The 19843-nt window shown below is 58.7% G+C and carries 17 protein-coding genes; 6 read left to right on the forward strand and 11 right to left on the reverse strand.

What is annotated here, in order from left to right:
* Positions 1-29: 29 nt before the first annotated feature.
* Both CHB83_RS15295 and CHB83_RS15300 read right to left on the reverse strand, forming a co-directional pair.
* Positions 30-908: a DUF58 domain-containing protein gene (locus CHB83_RS15295; RefSeq protein WP_045688875.1), complete on the reverse strand. Its 879-nt coding sequence runs from the start codon at positions 906-908 to the stop codon at positions 30-32.
* Positions 909-1056: 148 nt separating this feature from the next.
* Positions 1057-2034 (reverse strand): AAA family ATPase, encoded by a 978-nt coding sequence (locus tag CHB83_RS15300; RefSeq protein ID WP_045688876.1) that lies wholly within the window; start codon positions 2032-2034, stop codon positions 1057-1059.
* 168 nt (positions 2035-2202) lie between these two features.
* Here CHB83_RS15300 and CHB83_RS15305 point away from each other — a divergent pair, with 168 nt between their 5' ends.
* A complete protein-coding gene (locus CHB83_RS15305; protein WP_143437148.1) occupies positions 2203-2865 on the forward strand; it encodes a hypothetical protein in 663 nt (220 codons plus the stop codon).
* 8 nt (positions 2866-2873) lie between these two features.
* Here the strand turns inward: CHB83_RS15305 and CHB83_RS15310 are convergent, their stop codons facing one another.
* Positions 2874-3497 (reverse strand): DUF4159 domain-containing protein, encoded by a 624-nt coding sequence (locus tag CHB83_RS15310; RefSeq protein ID WP_045688878.1) that lies wholly within the window; start codon positions 3495-3497, stop codon positions 2874-2876.
* Between the two features lie 209 nt (positions 3498-3706).
* On the opposite strand from CHB83_RS15310, the gene CHB83_RS15315 reads away from it, so the two are divergent.
* The gene (locus CHB83_RS15315; RefSeq protein WP_052695264.1) at positions 3707-4303 is read left to right on the forward strand and encodes a porin family protein; all 597 of its coding nucleotides are present in this window, start codon (positions 3707-3709) and stop codon (positions 4301-4303) included.
* Positions 4304-4388: 85 nt separating this feature from the next.
* On the forward strand, positions 4389-5051 hold the full coding sequence (locus tag CHB83_RS15320; protein ID WP_179225540.1) for a porin family protein: 663 nt from the start codon (positions 4389-4391) through the stop codon (positions 5049-5051).
* A gap of 79 nt (positions 5052-5130) precedes the next feature.
* On the opposite strand, the gene CHB83_RS15325 is transcribed toward CHB83_RS15320, so the two are convergent.
* The 8 genes from CHB83_RS15325 to CHB83_RS15355 form a co-directional block, all read right to left on the reverse strand.
* On the reverse strand, positions 5131-6456 hold the full coding sequence (locus CHB83_RS15325; RefSeq protein WP_045687307.1) for a TldD/PmbA family protein: 1326 nt from the start codon (positions 6454-6456) through the stop codon (positions 5131-5133).
* A 135-nt stretch (positions 6457-6591) separates the two neighbouring features.
* Positions 6592-8244: a TldD/PmbA family protein gene (locus tag CHB83_RS15330; protein WP_045687308.1), complete on the reverse strand. Its 1653-nt coding sequence runs from the start codon at positions 8242-8244 to the stop codon at positions 6592-6594.
* 115 nt (positions 8245-8359) lie between these two features.
* Positions 8360-9694: a TldD/PmbA family protein gene (locus CHB83_RS15335; RefSeq protein WP_089333247.1), complete on the reverse strand. Its 1335-nt coding sequence runs from the start codon at positions 9692-9694 to the stop codon at positions 8360-8362.
* Positions 9695-9740: 46 nt separating this feature from the next.
* Positions 9741-11390: a TldD/PmbA family protein gene (locus CHB83_RS15340; RefSeq protein WP_089333248.1), complete on the reverse strand. Its 1650-nt coding sequence runs from the start codon at positions 11388-11390 to the stop codon at positions 9741-9743.
* A gap of 307 nt (positions 11391-11697) precedes the next feature.
* Positions 11698-12726, reverse strand: coding sequence for a 5-methylcytosine restriction system specificity protein McrC (locus CHB83_RS15345; protein WP_089333249.1), 1029 nt, complete (start codon positions 12724-12726; stop codon positions 11698-11700).
* The gene (locus tag CHB83_RS23845; protein WP_179225541.1) at positions 12723-14105 is read right to left on the reverse strand and encodes an AAA family ATPase; all 1383 of its coding nucleotides are present in this window, start codon (positions 14103-14105) and stop codon (positions 12723-12725) included. The genes CHB83_RS15345 and CHB83_RS23845 overlap by 4 nt, the downstream gene beginning before the upstream one ends.
* Before the next feature lie 125 nt (positions 14106-14230).
* Positions 14231-14353, reverse strand: coding sequence for a hypothetical protein (locus CHB83_RS24225; protein WP_262489933.1), 123 nt, complete (start codon positions 14351-14353; stop codon positions 14231-14233).
* A gap of 97 nt (positions 14354-14450) precedes the next feature.
* Positions 14451-16547 carry a sigma 54-interacting transcriptional regulator gene (locus CHB83_RS15355; protein WP_045687311.1) on the reverse strand — a complete coding sequence of 699 codons (2097 nt, stop codon included), beginning with the start codon at positions 16545-16547 and terminating at the stop codon, positions 14451-14453.
* Positions 16548-16794: 247 nt separating this feature from the next.
* Between CHB83_RS15355 and CHB83_RS15360 the strand changes: the two genes are divergently transcribed.
* From CHB83_RS15360 to CHB83_RS15370, 3 genes are all read left to right on the forward strand, one after another.
* Positions 16795-18135: a TolC family protein gene (locus CHB83_RS15360; protein WP_082455455.1), complete on the forward strand. Its 1341-nt coding sequence runs from the start codon at positions 16795-16797 to the stop codon at positions 18133-18135.
* A gap of 96 nt (positions 18136-18231) precedes the next feature.
* Positions 18232-18657 (forward strand): universal stress protein, encoded by a 426-nt coding sequence (locus tag CHB83_RS15365; protein WP_045687315.1) that lies wholly within the window; start codon positions 18232-18234, stop codon positions 18655-18657.
* A 75-nt stretch (positions 18658-18732) separates the two neighbouring features.
* Entirely contained in the window at positions 18733-19839 is a 1107-nt protein-coding gene (locus CHB83_RS15370; RefSeq protein WP_052694967.1) for an HlyD family secretion protein, read from the forward strand.
* Positions 19840-19843: the final 4 nt, after the last annotated feature.

Raw genomic sequence — 19843 nt, forward strand, 5'->3', positions numbered from 1 at the left:
GTGGTACGGACCGCTTTTTAGGCTAAGGTTCAGGCCATGCGGGTGGTGCGTTGTCGTAGAAACTCCCGCAGGGCGCGGTCCAGGGGTTCGGCAGTACTCAGCTGGTAGTAGTCGAATCCTTGGCGGCGGGTGGCGGTAGCCGTGCTGCGCAGCCATTCGTGCAGGTGAGTTTGCCAGGCGCTACGCTGCTGGTCGGCATCAAGCTGAAGGGTGCGGCCCGTTTCCAAGTCCTGAAACGTGACGGCCCCGCGAAATGAAAACTCCAGTTCGTTGCGCGCTAGCAAGTGCAATAGCAGCACGTCGCCGGAGGCGGCACGTAGCCGCGTTAGGAGCCGCATAATCTCATCCTGCTCCTCATACAAGTCGCTTAGACAAATAATGAGCCCGGGTTGGCGGCGGGCCGTGAGGGGAGCCAGCGTACTCCGGTCGGGGAAGGTGCCCTCGGCGCGTAGGGTTTCCAGCATGTGGTAGAGGCGCGGCAGCTGGCGCGGGTCGGCGCGCGGGGGCAGGTGCTGTAGGCCCGCCGGATGCAGCACCGTAAGCGCCACGGCATCGCCCTGCTGCGTAGCTACGTAGGCCAGCGCCGCGCACAGCAAACGGGCGTAATCGAGCTTGCTGAGGCCATTGTCGTCCTGGTGGTTCATGCTGGCGGTAGCATCCAGCACTAGGTGTACCGTCAGGCTGGTATCTATTTCCGATTCCCGCAGGTAGTACCGATCTGAGCGCGCCGCTAAGCGCCAGTCGAGGCGACGTAAATCGTCGCCGGGCTGGTAAGGCCGATACTGGCTGAACTCCATGCCGGCGCCCTTTCGGCGGCTGGCATGAGCCCCGTGCAACAGGCCCTCAGCCGCCTGCCGGGCCGCCAGCGGGAGGTTGCGCAGCGCATGAAGATGTTCGGGCGTCAGCATCGGCGAGTAACAATCAGTGGTTGGGTGCTGGGGGGCAGTAGGAAAATGCCAGTAGAAGCAGGTGCCAGCCGTAGCATGCAAGTTGAGCTAGCAGTACCTCCTTCTCTTCGCTTGCGGAAGCAGATAGCAGGCGCTGTGGGCAAGCGCGCTAGACCCGCACGGCCTTGAGCAGTTCCCGTACCGCATCATCTGGGGTGAGGCTTTCGGCCTCGGCGTTAAAGTTCAGCAGCACGCGGTGGCGCAACACAGCGGGAGCCAACGCGTGCAAATCTTCCACCGTAGCGGCAAAGCGGCCGAGCTGCAAGGCTCTGGCCTTGGCGCACAAAATAAGCGCCTGCCCAGCCCGGGGGCCCGCCCCCCAGCGCCCGTAGTCCCGAATGAACTGTACGTCGGAAGTAGCCGGGCGGGTAGCGCGCACCAGCCGGTTCACGAAGCCCAATAGCTCCGGACTAATGCTGACTTGGCGGGTGAGCTGCTGTAGCTGCCGGATTTCCTCGCCGCCCAGTACTGGTCGCACCTCGGGGCGCGCATTGCCGGTAGTGCCGCTCAGCACCGCTAGTTCTTCCTGCTCGGTGGGATAGCCAATGCGGATGTAAAGCAAAAAACGGTCGAGCTGGGCCTCGGGGAGGGGGTAGGTTCCGCTTTGCTCAATGGGGTTTTGCGTGGCCAGCAGGAAGAAGGGCTTTGGCAAGGCATGTTCCTGGCCGGCGTACGTTACATGGCCTTCCTGCATAGCCTCAAGCAGTGCCGCCTGGGTTTTAGGAGGCGTACGGTTGATTTCGTCGGCCAGCACCAAGCTCGCAAAGATGGGACCCTCATTAAATTTGAAGGAGCGGTGCCCAGTGCCGTGGTCTTCCTCCAGCACCTCCGTGCCCAGAATGTCGGTGGGCATCAGGTCGGGGGTGAACTGGATGCGGCGGAAGGGCAAGTCGGTGGCCTGGGCCAGGGTGCGTACCAGCAAGGTTTTGGCCAGGCCCGGCACGCCTTCTAATAGGGCGTGGCCACCGGCTAGCAGTGCCACCAGCACTTCATCCAGCACCTCCTGCTGGCCCACAATGACCTTGCTGATTTCCTGTTTGAGTTGGGGAAGCTTCTGAAGTAGGCGAGTAACGTCTTGTTCGGTCACTGACTCGGGCGTTGTGTGGAAGAGGAAGATGCGCGTAAGATAAAGTCAGCTATACCAAAGTAAGGATGCTTAGAAAAATGAATTTGCCGCATTTTTCTTTAGAAGCTAAAGTCTGATTGACGGGCAGAGTGGTTTGCCAGCCGCCGGTGCAAGTATCTACTTCGGGCCATGATACACAATTGCTCCTGCACTTGCCGCCTGCTCCGCTTCCTGATGCCAGCCGTTCTGGCGGCTTTTCTGAGTCCGGTTGCCCGCGCTCAAACCACCCCGGACACTACTCTCCAAGCGCCCCTTAGCTACCGCAACGCTGTTCGTCTGGACCTGGGTGGCGTGCTGGCCCGCAACGTTGCCTACAATGCGCTTACTAGTCAGCCCCGGGTACTGCTGCCGGTGCTAGTGGGCTATGAGCGGCAGCTAGGGCAGCGCACCAGTGCCAATGCCGAGGTGCTGGTGCACGGGGGCACGCCCGATGAGCGCACAAGCGGCCTGGCTTTGCAAGGCCGCTACTACTACTGTCAGCGGCACCAGCGGGGCCTAGCGGGCCTGTATGCTGCCCCTACCATCAGCTACCGATATGTGCGGCAGCAATTCTACTACATCCCCGTGGAAACGCACAAATTGGCCGGGGCCGGCGTGTTACTTGGAGCCCAAGTACCGCTTGGGGTGCGCCGTCGTCTCCTGCTCGATGTATCGGGCGGTATAATGACGTGGGCCCGGGTAAATCCTGTGCACACCAGCGCCGCACCTGGCGGCTACTATCAAGAGAAAACCTACTACGAGCGAAACAGATCGGTATTCGACGGTCGCATTAGCCTAGGCTACCGCTTCTAAGCTGCCAACTAGGCCGTGAGGGCGTACAGAATGATATTGACTCCAAATTTGGTGTTGTCCTCGGCCAGAAAACGCTTGTTGCGGAAGTCATAGTCCCATTCACAGCCGTAGTCTTTGTTGGAATAGAGCACGGCTAGCCGCCCGTTGATTTCGATGCCTTTCAGGTAGTCGTGCACCAGGTCGTCGCCCCAGCCATTGAGCTCGAAGCCGGTATTGGGAGGGCCTTCTGGAAACTTAAAAAACTGAGAGTAGATGGGGTGGGTCTTGGGTAGCTTCTTTAAAGCACCCGCCCCGAAACTAACCCGCATCTGTTCTTCGAAAGAACGGGCAAATAGTCCATCTATATCGTGGTTGCAGTCGTCCACGAATACGAAGCCCCCGCCGCGCACATACTGCTCGAAGTTTTTCTTTTCCGCCGCCGAAAACTGCACTAGGCGGTGCCCGGAGAGGTAGCAGAAGGGGTAGCGGAACAGCTCGGGAGAGTCGAGCGCTACTACTTTCTCTTTGGGGTCAACGGGTACTTTGGTATACTGCACCAAGGAGTGCAGCAAGTTGGCCGGCATCCGCTCATCCACGGCATCCCAGTCGCCGGAGCGGTATTGCAGGCGTACAAACGTAAACGGTGCGGGCACGGTAAAAAGATAGAGGTTCGGAGGGCAGCAGGGGAAGGACGCAATTTGCACTGCTAGGGTGGCTTACCCAGCCAGGAATCAAGAAAAACTAGCGTTGGGCTGGGTGGGGAATTTCAGGTGGCGCCTGCTGCAGCTATATACTAGGCGCGTATTTCTGCGTTTGACACGTACACCTGTTGTACTACAGAAATACTTGACTACCTGCAACTATGAAACAAAAATTGCTTCTCCTATTGCCGTCGCTCTTAGTAGCTGGCGCCGCGCACGCTCAGCTCGGAGTGAAAGCCGGTATTAATGCCGCCGTGCTGGATGGTGAAAACTTAGGCTCCACGTCCACCGACTACAAGACCTACTACCACGTGGGCCTGCTGTACCAAGCCAAAGTGCTGGGGCCGCTGTCTATTCAGCCCGAAGTGTTGTATTCATTGCAGGGTAGCTCATTTAAAGATGCCCTCGGCAACTACGATACGAAGCTGCACTACCTCAACGTGCCCATCCTGGCCAAAGTGACGCTGGGGCCAGTATTCGTGGAAGCCGGCCCCCAGTTTGGCGTGCTTCTCTCAGAAAAAGCCGATGGTGGCGTGAGTGCCTCATCCAGTGGCAACGGCCCCTATAGCAGCTACAAAAAGGGCGACGTGAGCTTGTGCGCGGGAGCCGGCTTAAAGCTGGGCAGCGTGCTGCTGGGTGCTCGGTTCAATGCCGGGGTCAATGACATCAACGACGTGAAAAGTGTGACCGGAACCAACGACCCCCGCCTGCGCAACCGGGTTGTGCAAGGATACTTGGCTTTCCAGTTCGGCAACTAAACTGCCAGCTTGTACCCGAAATGGTTTGGTGAGACTGAAACAAATGTCGTGCTTGCGACAAATTTCAGTTTCACTTCTTCGTTTTATGCAAAAATTTACGCTTGTATTCGGGTTGCTATTTAGTTCTACAGTGGCTTGCTGGGCTCAAACGGGAGTTCAGGTGGGCGCAAAAGCCGGCCTAAACCTCGCTGTGCTAGATGGCAGCATCAATCAAGACACCAAGTTTAAGCCTGGGTTTCACTTTGGGGGCGTACTACGGTGGCGCCCTACTGCGCATTTTGCCCTGCAGCCAGAGCTGGTATACTCCCAGCAAGGCTCCAATAATGAGATTCCCGTAGGGCCAGGAGTGGCGCTTGAGAACAAAACCAAACTCTCCTACCTAAACATTCCGGTGTTGGCAAAAATCTATCTGGGCAACGTAGTCAATCTGCAGGTAGGGCCGCAGTTTGGGCTGCTGCTGGCTGCTCAGCGGGAAGGCCAGGTGGGCTACTACGCAAGTTCCAACGGCAGCGGCTTCCGCACGGAAGATGTCGACGTGAAAGACAACTACAAAGGTGACGTGGCCCTGTGTGCCGGCCTGGGAGCTGACCTGAAAAATGGGTTGCTACTCTCGGCGCGCCTCAACTATGGAGTAACGGACATTAATAACGATGAGTCGCAAAAGCAACTGCGTGACTATCTGGATATTGGTGGCTTGCACAATCGCGTAGTAGAGTTTTCTGTCGGCTACCTATTTGGTTCCAAATAACCATCTGTCCCGTAGCTTCAATAGCAAAAGCCCTGCCTGGTTAACCAGGCAAGGCTTTTGCTGTATTATGCACCGTTGCTTACACCGCGTCGGAGAGGCTAGTGAAGGTGAAGTCCCGGATTTTCAGCGGGGGCACCAGGTTGCCGCCTAGGCGCTGAGGGCGGCCAATGGCTTCAATGTTGTTGAGCATAATCACGGGGCTCTCATTGAAGCGGAAGTTCTTGATGGGGAACTTGATCTTGCCGTTCTCAATGTAGAACGTGCCGTCGCGAGTGAGGCCAGTGTAAAGTAGCGTCTGCGGGTCTACGTCGCGGATGTACCACAGGCGCGTTACCAAAATGCCTTTGGCCGTGCTCTTGATAAGGTCGGCGGTGCTTTGAGTGCCCCCTTCCATGATGAAGTTGCCAGCAAATGCCGTGGGCTCCACGCCGTTTTTCTGAGCCCAGTAACGGGAATAGTACAAGTTCTTCACCACGCCCTTTTCTACCCAGTTGATGCGCTTTACGGGTAGGCCTTCTCCATCGAACACTGAGCCTGGGGCCTGAGCGTTTAGAGGGTCGGAGTAGATACTGATGCGCGAGTCGAATAGCTTGTCGCCCTTGCGGTTGCCGCCGCCCTTCTTACTCAGGAAGGAGCGGCCTTCATCGGCCTCACGGGCTCCAAAGTTGTACACCAGGTTATTGAGCAGCCCTTCATCCGACACCAAGGCGGCGGGCTCCAGAATCACGGTGTACTTGCCGGGCTCCAAGGCCTTGGCATTGCGCGAACCAGCTGCTTTATCGGCCGCAATCTGGGTTAAGTTTTTGGCATTAAACTTAGTGGCGTCGGTAAAATCGGCCACGGCGTAGCCGGAGCCGGTGCCATCGGGCGTACGCACAGTCACGGAGAAATCTAAGCCAGTACTTTGCTGGTAGGCCTCCAACCCCTTGTTGTTGCGTAGCGCCTGGAAGTAGGCGCCATCCTCTAAATAGCCCGCGGCCGTCAGCTGCTTGCTTGAGCTAAGCGCAATGCTGTCGGCGGCGGCCTGAGCCCGGAAGTCGGGTCTGATGGCAGCGGTACTGGTTGCGTAGCTCACGGGCGTAAGATACTGCTGAGGCCCTAGCAGGGGCATGTACTCCTGGTCTTCCGGGGCAAGGCGGGCAATTTCCTCGGCCCGCTGCACGCAGCGGCGCAGGGTGGCATCATCGAACTGGTTGCAGGTAGCTACCCCGCTCCGCTTGCCGAAGCGTGCTTCCACCGCCAGCGACACGTTGTCGGACACGCCGGCCGTGCTCACGTTGTTGCGGGCGTAGCGGATGTTGCCTACCGTACGACCACTCAGGCTGGCTTGGCACTCATCGGCGGTGCTGAAGCTCAGCACCTTTTTCAGGATAGCCTGAGACTCGTCTTTGGAGAGAATGGGCATGGAATTGAGGAGCCGATTTTTGAGATGAACAGAACCCAGCTTTCTACTCGTCTTTCCGGCCGGGCCAGCAATTCGGGAGCATTACTGCTAATCAACCCAAACCCTGGTCCTGCCCGGAAAGAGCGGTAGAAATAGCTAGCCGATTTTGCGGGCAGTATTGATGACGTTGACGGCGTTGAAGCGGGTAGTAGCGGAGCCGTGGCTCACGGCGGAGCTTTGGCTGGGCTGGCCCTTGCCGTCGTTGAAGAAGCCCGCAAAACGGTAGTCCGACTGGTCGCAGGTGGCGGCGCAGCTGTTCCAGAATTCTAGCGTGTTGGTCTGGTAGGCCACGTCTTCCAGCATCCCGGCAATCTTACCTTTCTCAATGGCGTAGAATACCTGCCCGCCAAACTGCGAGTTGTAGCGCTGCTGGTCGATGGAGAAGGAGCCGTTGCCGGCAATGTAGATGCCTTTGTCTACGCCTTTTACCAGATCATCCACGCTCATTTTCTGCGCGCTGGGCTTGAGGCTTACATTGGGCATGCGCTGGAACTGCACATCCTGCCACGACTGCGCGTAGCAGCACCCGTCCGATTCGGTCTGACCTACAATGTGTGCTTGGTCACGAATCTTCTCGTAGTTCACCAGCTTGCCTTGCTCAATCAGGTTCCACTCCTTGGTTTTCACGCCCTCATCGTCGTAGCCCACTGCGCCCAAGGAACCGGGCTGCAGCTTGTCGGCCACAATGTTGACTACCTTCGAGCCATACGGAATGTTCTTAGCCTTCCACTCTAGGGTGGCGAAGCTGGTGCCGGCGTAGTTAGCTTCATAGCCCAGCACCCGGTCGAGTTCCAGGGGGTGTCCTACCGACTCGTGAATGGTAAGGCCCAGGTGGTGCGGATCCAGCACCAGGTCGTACTTACCGGGCGTCACCGACTTGGCCGTGAGCTTTTCCTTTACCTGCTTAGCGGCGCGGGCGGCGTCTTCCAGAATGTCGTAGCTGTTCTTGTACCCAATAACGTCGGAGCCAGCGGGGCCCGCTATTTTATCGGCGGCTTTGGGCGTGAGGTACTCGTAGCCCAGGCCCATGGGCGCGCTCAGGGCCTGACGGGAGCGGAACTTGCCCGAAGCCCGGTCGATGGCCGTCACGCTGAACGTGGGGTAAATGCGGTGAATATCCTGGTCGATGTAGGAGCCGTCGGTGCTGGCGAAGTACTTCTGCTCGTTTACCTGAAACAGCACCGAATTCACAAAGCTGGCACCGTTTTCCAGGGCCTTAGCATTGGTAGCTAGCAGCAAATCCACCTTGTCTTTGATGGGCACCTCGAAGGCATTTTGCTGAATAGGAGCCTTCCACGACACTTCTCCGTAGCCGCGCTGGGGGGCTAGCTGCACCTTTTCCTTTTGGGTTTTGGAGTTTGCCTTGGCAATTTCTACTGCTAGCTGCGCCGCCTTAGCCATGCCAGCCTCCGTCACCACGTTGGTAGAAGCAAAGCCCCAGGTGCCGTTGGCAATTACGCGGATGCCCGCGCCGTAGCTTTCCGTGTTGGCAATATTTTGGACCTGCTTTTCGCGGGTGAAAATGCCTTGGTTGAGGTAGCGCCCAATGCGCACATCGGTATAGGTAGCGCCGGCGGCTTTGGCCGCGTTCAGAGCAGCGTCGGCCAGGCGCTTTTTCACGGCTACATCTGCGCCTCCTTGCAGTAGGTGGGCAGGGTCCACTTCGGTGCCGCCGAAGCTGGGCAGGGAAGGCAGCCACAAGGCGCTGGTGGCTAGGCCCGTCAGGCCCACAAAGTCACGTCTTTTCACAGTATCGGAAGATTGGAAGTGGAAGAAGAAAGTGCCGCTCCGCGTGCTGCGCCGCAGCTAAGCTTCTGCTCAAGGAAGCTACCTCAGCTGCGGCGCAGTACGAGGAAGGGCAGTTCTAGACTGCGTCGGAAAGGCTAGTGAAGGTGAAGTCCCGAATCTTGAGCGGGGGCACCAGGTTGCCACCTACCCGCACGGGCTTGCCAATGGCTTCCAGGTTGTTGAGCATGATAATGGGCGACTCGTTGAAGCGGAAGTTTTTCACTGGGTGCTTGATCTTGCCATTCTCAATATAGAATGTACCGTCGCGGGTGAGGCCAGTGTAGAGCAGCGTCTGCGGGTCTACTGGGCGGATGTACCACAGGCGCGTTACCAAAATGCCGCGCTGGGTGCTCTTGATAAGGTCGGCGGTGCTTTGGGTGCCGCCCTCCATAATCCAGCCGCCGGGGCGGGGCAGGTCGGGGATGTTGTTTTTCTGGGCCCAGTAGCGGGTAGTGTACAGGTTTTTCACTACGCCCTTTTCAATCCAAGTCACCTTTTTCTGCGGGCGACCATCACCTGAGAACGTCAGGTCGGCCACGTCGGCGTTGGTTGGGTCGGAGTAGATGGTTACGCGCTCATCGAACAGCTTTTCACCCTTGCGGTTGCCACCACCCTTCTTGCTCAGGAAGGAGCGGCCTTCGTCGGCGTTGCGCGCGTCGAGGGCACTCATGAGGGCCTGGAGCAGAGAGGCATCGGTGTTGGCTACTAGGGCGGCGGGTTCCAGAATCACGGTGTATTTGCCGGGTTCCAGAGCCTTCGCGTTTACCGAACCGGCCGCTTTATCGGCCGCAATTTGCGTAAGGCGCGTCGCGTCGAACTTGCTGGCGTCGTTGTAGTCGGCGGTAGCGTAGCCTGAGCCGGTACCATCCGGGGTGCGCACCGTAATGCTGAACTCCAAATTGGTAAGTTGTTGGTAAGCTTCCAGTCCTTTGTTGTTGCGCTTCGCTATAAAGCCCGACGAGTCGTTGAGGAAGGCTGCCGACGTGAGCTTCTTCTGGTCGCAGAGCTGCATGCTGGCCCCTACCTGCTTGGCGCGGTAGTCGGGCGTGATGCCTGCTGTGCTAGCGGTAAACGACTTGGGTGACTCTAGGTACTGCTGGGGGCCTAGCAAGGGCATGTATTCGGGGCTCTCCGGGGCAAGGCGGGCAATTTCCTCGGCCCGCTGCACGCAGCGGCGCAGGGTGGCATCGTCGAACTGGTTACAGGTAGCTACCCCGCTCCGCTTGCCGAAGCGAGATTCTACGGTGAGGGCTACGTTATCAACGCCGCCGCTGGTGCTGATGGCGTTACGGGCCGAGCGCACGTTGCCACCAATTTGGCCGTTAAGCGTGGCCTCGCACTCGTCGGCGGTGCTAAAGCTCAGCACCTTTTTCAGGATGTTCTGAGCTTCGTCTTTAGAAAGGATTGCCATATAAGTTGCTGTGCTGATTTCTACTGGAAGGGCGGCTTGCGCAGTCCTAGCCGATTTTGCGGGCAGTATTGATGACGTTGACGGCGTTGAAGCGGGTAGTAGCGGAGCCGTGGCTCACGGCCGATACTTGGCTGGGCTGGCCTTTACCGTCGAAGAAAGAGCCGAACAGGCGGTAGTCCGACTGGTCGCAGGTGGCGGCACAGCTGTTCCAGAACTCCTGGGTATTGGCCTGGTAGGCCACATCTTCCAGCATCCCGGCAATCTTGCCTTTCTCAATGGCGTAGAACACCGTGCCGCCAAACTGAAAGTTATAGCGCTGCTGGTCGATAGAGAAAGAGCCCCGGCCAGCAATGTAAACGCCCTTGTCCACGCCCTTAATCATGTCGTCGACGCTCATTTTCTGCGTGCCGGGCTTGAGGCTGATGTTGGCCATGCGCTGGAACTGCACATCCTGCCACGACTGGGCGTAGCAGCACCCGTCGGAGTGGTCTTGGCCCACAATGGCGGCTTGGTCACGGATTTTCTGGTAGTCTACCAGCTTGCCTTCCTTGATGATATCCCACTGCCCGGTTTTCACGCCCTCATCGTCGTAGCCCACTGCGCCTAGAGAGCCCACCTGGGTCTTATCGGCCACAATGTTGACCACTTTTGAGCCGTAGGGCAGGTTTTTAGCTTTCCATTCCAAGGTGGCGAAGCTGGTGCCGGCGTAGTTGGCCTCGTAGCCCAGCACCCGGTCGAGTTCCGTCGCGTGGCCGATGCTTTCGTGAATGGTAAGGCCCAGGTGGTTTGGGTCCAGCACCAGGTCGTACTTGCCCGCCGTTACCGACTTGGCCGTGAGCTTAGCTTTGGCTTGCTGGGCCGCCAAAGTGGCATCTTCCAGAATATCGTAGCTGTTCTTGTAGCCGATGAGGCCCGTACCGCTGGGGCCGGCAATCTTATCAACAGCCTTGGGCACCATGTATTCGTAGCCCATGCCCATGGGCGAGCTGAGCGCATCGCGGGTGCGGAACTTACCGGAGGCCCGGTCGATGGCCGTGGCCGAGAACGTAGGCCAGATGCGGTGAATATCCTGGTCGATGTAGGAGCCGTCGGTGCTGGCGAAGTACTTCTGCTCGTTGATTTGAAACAAGGAAGAATTCACGAAGCTGGCGCCGTTTTCCAGGGCCTTGGCATTGGCCGCTAGCAGCAGTTCGGCCTTTTCCTTCACTGGCACTTCAAAGGCATTCTGCTGAATGGGCGTTTTCCAGCTTACCTCCCCGTAGCCGCGCTGGGGAGCCAGCTGCACGGGCTGCTTCTGCACCTTGGCGTTGGCCTTAGCAATTTCCACGGCCAGCTTGGCGGCTTTTGCCAGGCCCTCTTCCGTTACTACGTTGGTAGCCGAAAAGCCCCAGGTGCCATTAGCAATTACGCGTACTCCGGCTCCGTAGCTTTCCGTGTTGGCAATATTTTGGACCTGCTTTTCGCGGGTGAAGATGCTTTGGTTGAGGTAGCGCCCAATGCGCACGTCGGCGTAGGTAGCGCCGGCCGATTTGGCCGCGTTTAGAGCGGCGTCGGCCAGGCGTTTTTTCACGGCGGGATCCACCTGCTCCAGCAGCTGGGCGGGGTCTACCAGCGTGCCGCCGAATCCTGGAAAGGAGGGTAGCAGCAACGCTCCAGTAGCCAGGCCGGATAGTCCCACGAAGTCACGTCTGTTCAAAGAAGTAAGGGTTTGGTGATGGAGAGGAAATCAGATTGGAATAGAAATGTAGGCAGAAGCCTGCGAATTGCAACCTAGGGACGCAATTGCCGTAAGAGGGCTGCATTTTTGTAAAGAAGTAGAGGAATTGTTGCAATCCGTAGCAAAATCTGAGGTTATTCTAGATTCTGTTATTCGCCGTTGGCTTCTTTCCTGCTCTGCAAAAGGGGCACACTACTCATCCCTGACACCACCTTGGTAACTGCCAGAAAGTAGTGCCCTGCCCGCATGGTTCTGCTTGGCGCCCACTCCCGCGCCCACGAAATACTTAGGCAACCAGGGCTAGCAAGTCAGCGGCAATCTGCTCCCAGGGCTGAGCCAGGTCGATGGTGACAATGCGTACGGGGTGGCCGCCGAGGGTGTAGCGCACATCAATGTCCTGGGCGGCAGCAGGATACAGCAAGATGCCTTCTAGCTGCTGCCCCGGAGCAGTGGGCTGGTTTTGCAAGTAGGCGTAGAGCTGGTAGAGGTGGGGCGATATTAGCTTCTGCTGACTGTAGCGCTGGCGTAGCGCGGCGGCGTAGTACTTGGTATCGAGGATGATTTTGCGCTCGGGGCTGTCCAGGGTAGTGTCCGTAACCATGCTGGGTAGTAGACTGAGCACCTCGGGAGCCGCTTCGGCCTGCCATTGAATGGTCTCGCTCAGTACCCGAAAGTGGCGCTGCTCTAGGCGATAGAAGTTGCGCACAAACTGCTCGAAGATGCGCGCCATCAACGCTTCGTCGCGGCGGAAGTCGCGGAAGTGGGTAGGGCCGTCGGCGTGCGGAGAGGGGAGGGCACTCTGGTGTATCAGTTCACACACGCTCAGCAGAAAGCCGCCTAGCCCCGTGGGCCGCAGCCGACGCGCCGCGCGGAGGGTGGCGGGCGTAACAGCGTCTGCCGCAATACCCGCCGGAAAGCGCCGCATCACTACGCGCACCTCGTGGCGCACGGCCGCCGGCAGGCTGCGGGCCCGACTTAGCTGGTGCAAGGTGCCCAGCAGTACGCGCGCCAGCACCGTATCAGGTCCCAGCTCGTCGAACTCACAGATGGCCCGGCTGCGCTGTAGTAAGTTGCGGCTGAGCGTAGGCGCGAGCTGCACCCGGCCCCGCAGCTCCGGTAGCTCCTGAATCTGCTCGGTGTACGCAACCGGCAAGCCTTGTCGCAGCTGGCGGCGCGTAGCCGTTAGGAGTACGTGCGTAAGTAGCTCCAGCGGACGGTGGAAGGTAGTTGTTTCGGTGGCTAGCAGCTCCGCCCGCTCGGGCAGGCGGTTCCACGCATAACAGAGCAGGTAGTACAGATTCTGAATGGGAATCATCCGGCTGATGAGGCTAGCAGCTTTTTCTTTTGCTGGGCCGCTTTGGCCGGCTGATCTAGCCAATAGTCATCCAACAGCGGCGCAATTTCTTGTTCCAAAATCAGCTGGAGCCACTCGGGTGCCGCACTGGGAGTAGCTGGAGGCTGGCAGAAATAGCTATGCCCGATGCAGAAATCAGGGCCTAAATCGGGGTCGTCAGCAATTACTTGGTTGAGGGCCGTCAAGTGCGCCACGAGCCGGGTAATGACTGGTGCGGGTACCTGCTGGGCTGCCAAGAATGCCTGCAACGGTTCCCCAAACTCTGGCTCTAGCCCCACAAAAGCAAAGCGGCGGCGCAGGGCATAGTCGAGTGGGGCCAAGCTCCGGTCGGCCAGATTCATCGTCCCAATAAGGTAGAGGTTCTCGGGTACGAAAAACGGCGGACTACCCACCGGGGCGTAGGGCAAACGAATGGCATGGGCGGGGCCGCGCTTATCGGCCTCTAGTAGCAGCAGCAGTTCGCCAAAGATGCGCGCCACATTGCCGCGGTTCAGCTCATCAATCAGCAAAATGTGGGGGCGCTCGGGGTCTTGGGCCGCCCGGTGGCAAAAATTCACCAAGATGCCATCCTGCAATCGAAAGGAGCCGGCTCCATCGGGGCGGAAGCCTTGCACAAAGTCCTCGTAGCTAAAGCTGGGGTGAAATTGTACCACTTCCACCCGGGCCGCATCGGTAGCGCCCAGCTCAAGCCAGGCCAAGCGCCGAGCCAGGAACGTTTTGCCGGTGCCGGGTGGGCCCTGCAAAATCAGGTTGCGGCGGCGGCGCAGGGCGGCCTGGGTGGTCGTGAGCTTATCAGCAGAAATAAACAGCTCCGCTAGGGCAGTAGCTTGGTTGTAGGGTTGGGGCGCCGGAAGCTGGTAGGCCAACGCTGGCTCCTGCACGTCGGCCGGCAGGGCCTCCGTGGGTTCGGGGGTAGCTAGGGCTCCGGGCTCAGGCTCTGCCGTAGCTTCGTTGCGGCTGGCGGGGCGGCCTTTCCGGGGCGCGGGCTTTTGGGTAGCTCCGGTATACAGCTCCTGCATATGCTCCTGGGCGGCCACGTCTCCATCCAGTAAAGGCGAGTTTTCCAGGGTGGGGCGCTTGGTAGCCACCGTGAAGTCGAGCTTTTCCAGCACCCGGTTGGTAGGGGTGCCCGCTGGCAGCGGCCAAGGAGCCTCAGGCTGATTGAGTGCCAAGCGCCACGCCAACTGCGCTACGGCCCGCGGCGCGTAGCGCCGGCCCTGGTATACAAGGTCGTACACCGTGCTCAGAGGCATGCGCGGGCCTTCCTGGTCCATCTGATGAAGGGCGCGCAGCACATGGTCACGGGAAAGCTGGGAAAGGTCGAGGTCGGGAGTCGGCATTCGGTTCTAAAGTACAAGCAAAACACCGTTGGTCGGGCGTTTTGCTCCCGCAGTGGGAAATTCCTAACGTACAACGGCCCGGCTACACGAATGCAGCCGGGCCGTTGTAGGGTCAGGAAAGGCGACTAGCCTTTCTGCGTGGTTTTCTTTTTGCCGTCGGGCCGGTCTTTCACGGTCTCTTCGTTTTTCTTCTCTTTATTCTTGGTAGCGGGGTCCGTGTGCTGGGGGGTGGAAGTAGGCTGGGCCATAGGAAAGGCAGGTAAAGGTGAACACTAGTACCTGCGTATACGGCCGGGCTTGGAGAGTGATAGTGTGGAGCAGAAATTATATGTGAAATGGGGGGCGTTAGCCAGCCGTGATAGTCCGCTGAATACCCAGCTTTTTCATGCGGGCCTCCAAGGTTTTGGGGTTGATATCGAGAAGAATGGCCGCGCCGTTGGGGCCACTCACGCGGCCGCTGGTTCGGCGCAGGGCGGCCAGAATATGGTCGCGCTCCTGGTCCTTGAGCGTTTTGATGGGGCCGCCCGCCTCCGTGGCGGCAGGAACCATTTGGGCCGCCGCCGAAAAGCCCGCAAACTCCAGAAAAGGCCCCTGGCTCACAATTACGGCCTGCTCCAGCACGTGTTCCAACTCGCGCACATTGCCGGGCCAGCCGTACTGGCGCAGGGCCTTGAGGTCCCGTTCGCGCAGGCCCCGCACGGGCTTGCCCATTTGCTTGGTGAAGCGCTCCAAAAAGTAGCGCATCAGCGGCTCAATATCATCGGGCCGCTCGCGCAGGGCGGGCAGTTTGATGGGGAACACATTGAGGCGGTAGTACAAGTCGGCGCGGAAGCGGCCAGCGGCTACCTCATCTTCCAGCACGCGGTTGGTAGCGGCAATTACCCGCACATCGGTATGGATAACGCGGCGGCCGCCAATGCGCTCAAACTCCTTCTCCTGCAACACCCGCAGCAGCTTGGCCTGCAAGTCCAACGGCAGCTCGCCTATCTCATCCAGGAAGATGGTGCCCCCATCGGCCAGTTCAAATTTCCCAATGCGCCGGTCGTGGGCGCCAGTGAAGGCGCCTTTTTCGTGCCCGAATAGCTCGCTCTCAATTAGTTGTGCGGGCAGGGCAGCGCAGTTGATTTTAATAAGTGCCCGTTCCTTACGGGGCGAGAGGTTGTGCAGGGCACGGGCCACCAATTCCTTGCCCGTGCCCGTTTCGCCCGTGATGAGCACCGTGGTATCAGTGGGGGCTACCTGGGCTAGGCGCGTGTACACTTGCTGCATCACGGCGCTTCCGCCCACAAAGTCATCGAGGCGGGCGGCGGCGGTGGTATTAATCTCGTCAATCAGGTAGGTGCGTTCCCGCTCAAGCTGGGTCCGCAGCAAATCAATCTGCTCAAACGCCAGCACGTTCTGAATAGCCAGCCGGATTTGGGGCACCAGCGTTTGAATAAGCTCTAAGGTTTCCTCAGTGAAGGCCAAGGGTTGGTGGCTGGCCAGGATCAGGGCTGCCGTAGGTTCATCGGTAGTATCCAGAGGGGTGCAGAGAATAGACTGGGTGCCCCGCTCTTCCCGGATGAAGCGCAGAAACTTGTAGCGCTTGGTTAGCTCCTCAAAGCCAGCGCCCACATACACGGCCGGGCGCAGAAACACCTCCACTATCTCTTGTTTGTCGAGGGGTGGGTGCGGCAGCTCGTCGTAGCGGTTTTCATCGAGGGCAGCGAAGGTGCCATCGGGTTGCTTGTTGAACTCGGCCAGCACCCGTACCGGCGAGTTGGTTTCGCGCACTCTTACCCCAAAGTAGTCGCAAGGAACTACGTGGTTGATTTCAGTTGCAATGGTGCGAAACAGCTCCCCGCGCTCCTTAATGCTGAGTAGCGCATTGTTTAGCGCAAGCTGCATCGACTTTTCCTGCTCTCGACGCGCAATATCCTCGAAGGCTAGCGTGTTGGTAACGGCCACGGCCACGAGGCTTCCTATCTTCTCAAGCAGGTCTACGTCGTTGGGCGCAAATTCGGGGTGGCGCCGGGCTACCAGCGACATGAGGCCGATGAGCTGCCCCCCCGTGCGTAGAGGAATGACCAGGAAGTAGCGCATACCTTTTTCCAGCAATGCCCGGAAGGGGTCGTACTGGGGGTAAGTTGCCACTAGTTCCTGCAAGCTGTACTGGTGAAAGTGAGGCTCGCGGATAAACAGCTCCACGGGCGTACCCTCTATGGGCATTCGGCCCAGGGGCTTGCGGCCTAGTTGGTCGGGTAGAAGCACTTCGCCTAGGTAGTCGCGCAGAAATACCCGACGGTACTGCCGCTCACTATCCACGGTAAGGATGGTAATGGCATCGAAGGGAAAGATCAGGCGCAGCTTCTCCGTTACGCTCCGAAACAAGTCGTCCTTGTTTCGGGTAGTAGCAATGGCCTCATTCAAGTAGAGTAGCAAGGAGTCATCTTGGTCTGGCATGGCCGTAGGAATAGTGTTGAGCTAGCAAGAAATAGCTTAATTATTCCTGAAATATAAGGAATAAAAACAAGGGTTTTCTGAAATATGAGGAAAAAAGTGCGGCTGAGCAGTAGTGGTTTTGATCAGGATGAAAAAATATTTTATGCGTTTGTGCGCAATAGAAGGGGTTTTCACTACACATTAAAATAATTTTAACGGCTTGGCACGTAGTTAGGTAAAGAGCGCATATCCATAAGCTGTTTTAGATATGCTTTTCCGACCACAACATGCTGCACCGCTGCTCGCAACTTTAGGGTTGCTGGTAGGTAGTGCAGCCCACGCTCAGGTGCCAATTGCCGCCGCAACGGCCGGCGACTCCCTGTCGCTGGAAACTACTGTCCGCTCGGTACTTGATGCCAATCCGGCCATCAACGCCCTTCAAGAAGAAGTAAACCAAGCCCAAAGCCGCCTTGAGGAAACGCGTACCGCGCTGCGGCCCGTTGTAGACGGCACTGCCAGCTACACCCGCGTTGATCCGCAGGTGAAGCTGCAACTTAGCCCCGATGCACCCGCTTTTCAGTTGGCGCCTAATAACAACTACGACACGCACGTAACGGCGCGCTACACGGTGCTCGACTTCGGGCGGGTTAACGCGGCTATTGAGGCTGCGCGCAACCGTGCCCTCACGGCCTCTGACCAGATCAACGTGACTCGGCGCGACTTGGCTTACGCTGCCGCTCAGAGCTACTATAGCATCCTATTTGCCCGCGAGGCCATCCGGGTGCAGGACTCGCAGATTGCCTCGCTCCGCCAACACCAGCGCGAGATGGAAAAGCGGGTGCAAGGCGGTGTAAGCACCAACTTCGACGTGACGACTACCCAGGTGCGCATTGCTCAGGCCCAGGACCGCAAGATCGACCTGCAAAACCAGCTCCGCAACCAGGAGATTCAACTGGCCCGCTTGCTGCATCGCCCCGAGGGCGAAGTAACGCCCGTGCGCGGCCGTTTTGAATACAACCCCCAGACCGTGGACGTAGCCGCCGCTCTAGCTGCTGGCTCGTCGAACCGCCCCGAGGTGAAGCTGGCCCAGGATGCCGAAGCTGCTGCCGCCGCCCAGTTGCGCGTAGCCGAAACCAGCAACAAGCCGTCTTTGAGCGTGTTGGCCCAGGCCGGGGGCAAAAACGGATACATCGTACCTAATCTGGAGCGCTTCCGCTTCAACACAGTGGCTGGTGCCCAGTTGAACGTGCCGATTTACGACGGGGGCCGGAACCGCACCCAGCGCGCCGTGGCGCAATCGGCCATTAAAGGAGCACAGGCCCGCACCCAGGACACCCAGGAGCAGGTACGTGCCGATGTGCTGCAAGCAGTAAACAACATGCAAACCAGCACCGCCCGCTACGACAACTCCCAAGTGCAGATTGAGCAAGCGACCGACGCCCTAACCCGGGCCAAGGCCCGCTACCGCTACGGCGTAGGCAACAACCTTGATGTTCTCGATGCCGAAACCCAGCTGGCTCAGTCGCGCCTGTCGCGCCTCCAATCTATCTACAATTACACCCTTGGCCAGTACCAGCTCCGCCGCGCTACTGGCGAGCAAATTTGGTAGCAGTGAATGCCCGAGTGGGTGAGGCAAGCGGATAGCTAAGCAAAGGCCACCAGCGGCACCTCACCCCACCTTTTCACTCTCCACACAACTAGTGATATGACCATCCTGTGTCCGATTGACTTTTCTGCCGCAACCGAGGCGGTAGTAATGTACTCGGCGGCCCTGGCAACGGGAACGGGCGCGGAGCTACGGTTGCTACACGTACTAGAGCCTGAACCCCGGGCTTCCACGGCGCCCGTCAACGATATGGAGCTAGCCTACCGGCTGGCCCAGCACCGGGAAGCCGTACAACGCACGGGGGCGCACGTATCAACCGCCATTATTACCGGCGACGCGGCCCGCACCATTGTAGAAGAAGCCCGCCGCTACCCCGCCGACCTCATTGTAATTGGAGCGCACGGGCAAACCGGCCTGACGCGCTTTTTAATGGGTAGCACCGCCGAAACTGTAGTACGAACCGCTTCTTGCGTGACACTGTTAGTAAAGCCAGGCTGCCCAAATGCCTACCGCCAATCGGCGTAAATACCTCCGATAGGTTGCTGCTCGTCAGACAGCCTGTTCTCCTTACCAATCGACAACGAACAACCAAGTACCCATATGGCAACTCCCGTTCAACATGACTCGGCCGTAGCGCCTACTCAATCTGCGGCTTACGAGCCCGTAGTGGACGAGCAACCCGCGGGCCGCTCGAAGCGCCCGATTATCTTCCTTGTGCTGGCCCTGCTCCTACTCGTAGGAGGCTACTTTGGCTGGCAGCGTTACCAGTTCGGCCAAGCGCATGAGGAAACCGATGATGCCCAGGTGGAGGGCGACGTGTACCCTATTTTGCCCCGCGTGAGCGGCCCCGTGCTGGAAGTGAAAGTGGAAGACAACCAGCCCGTGAAAAAAGGGGACGTATTAGTAACGGTAGACCCTGCTGACTATCAGCAGCGCGTAAATGCCGCCGAGGCTGCTCTAGCTGCCGCCCAAGCCAACGTAGTAGCGGCCCGTGCCGCCGTGGGTACGGCTTCGGCCAACGTGAGCACCGCCCAAACGACCATTGGAGTAAGTGAGGCCAACCGTGCCCGCTTGCAGAAGGACTTGCAGCGCAGTGAATTCCTGCGCAAAGAGGACATCATCCCCCAGAGCGAGTACGATGCTGTGCAGGCCAACTTGAAATCGACTAGTGCCCAGCGTGCCACGGCCCAACAGCAAGTGCGCGTAGCCCAGCAGCAAGTAACGGCCGCCCGTCAGCAGGTAGCCGTAGCTGAAGCCGTTGTGAAGCAGCGCCAAGCCGACCTCGACAATGCCAAGCTCCAGCTGAGCTACACGACCATTACGGCGCCCGGCAACGGCATCGTGAGCAAGAAGAGCGTGCAGCCCGGCCAGGTAGTAAGCCCCAACCAGCAGCTAATGGGCTTGGTAGCCAGCGGCAACACCTGGATTATTGCCAACTTCAAGGAAACGCAGCTGGAGAATATGAAAGTAGGCCAGCCTGTGCAAGTTGAGGTAGACGCCTACCCCAACGAGGAGTTTGCTGGTCATATCGAGTCGCTCTCGGCTGCTACCGGGGCCCGCTTTGCCCTGCTGCCCCCCGATAACGCCAGCGGCAACTTTGTGAAAGTAACCCAGCGCGTACCTGTGAAAATTGTGCTCGACAAGATTGACTCCGAGCACCCCCTCCGCGCTGGTATGAGCGTGGTGGCCACGGTGAAAACCAAGTAATCAC

It is taken from the genome of Hymenobacter mucosus (genome assembly GCF_900188255.1).
GTDB lineage: Bacteria > Bacteroidota > Bacteroidia > Cytophagales > Hymenobacteraceae > Hymenobacter > Hymenobacter mucosus.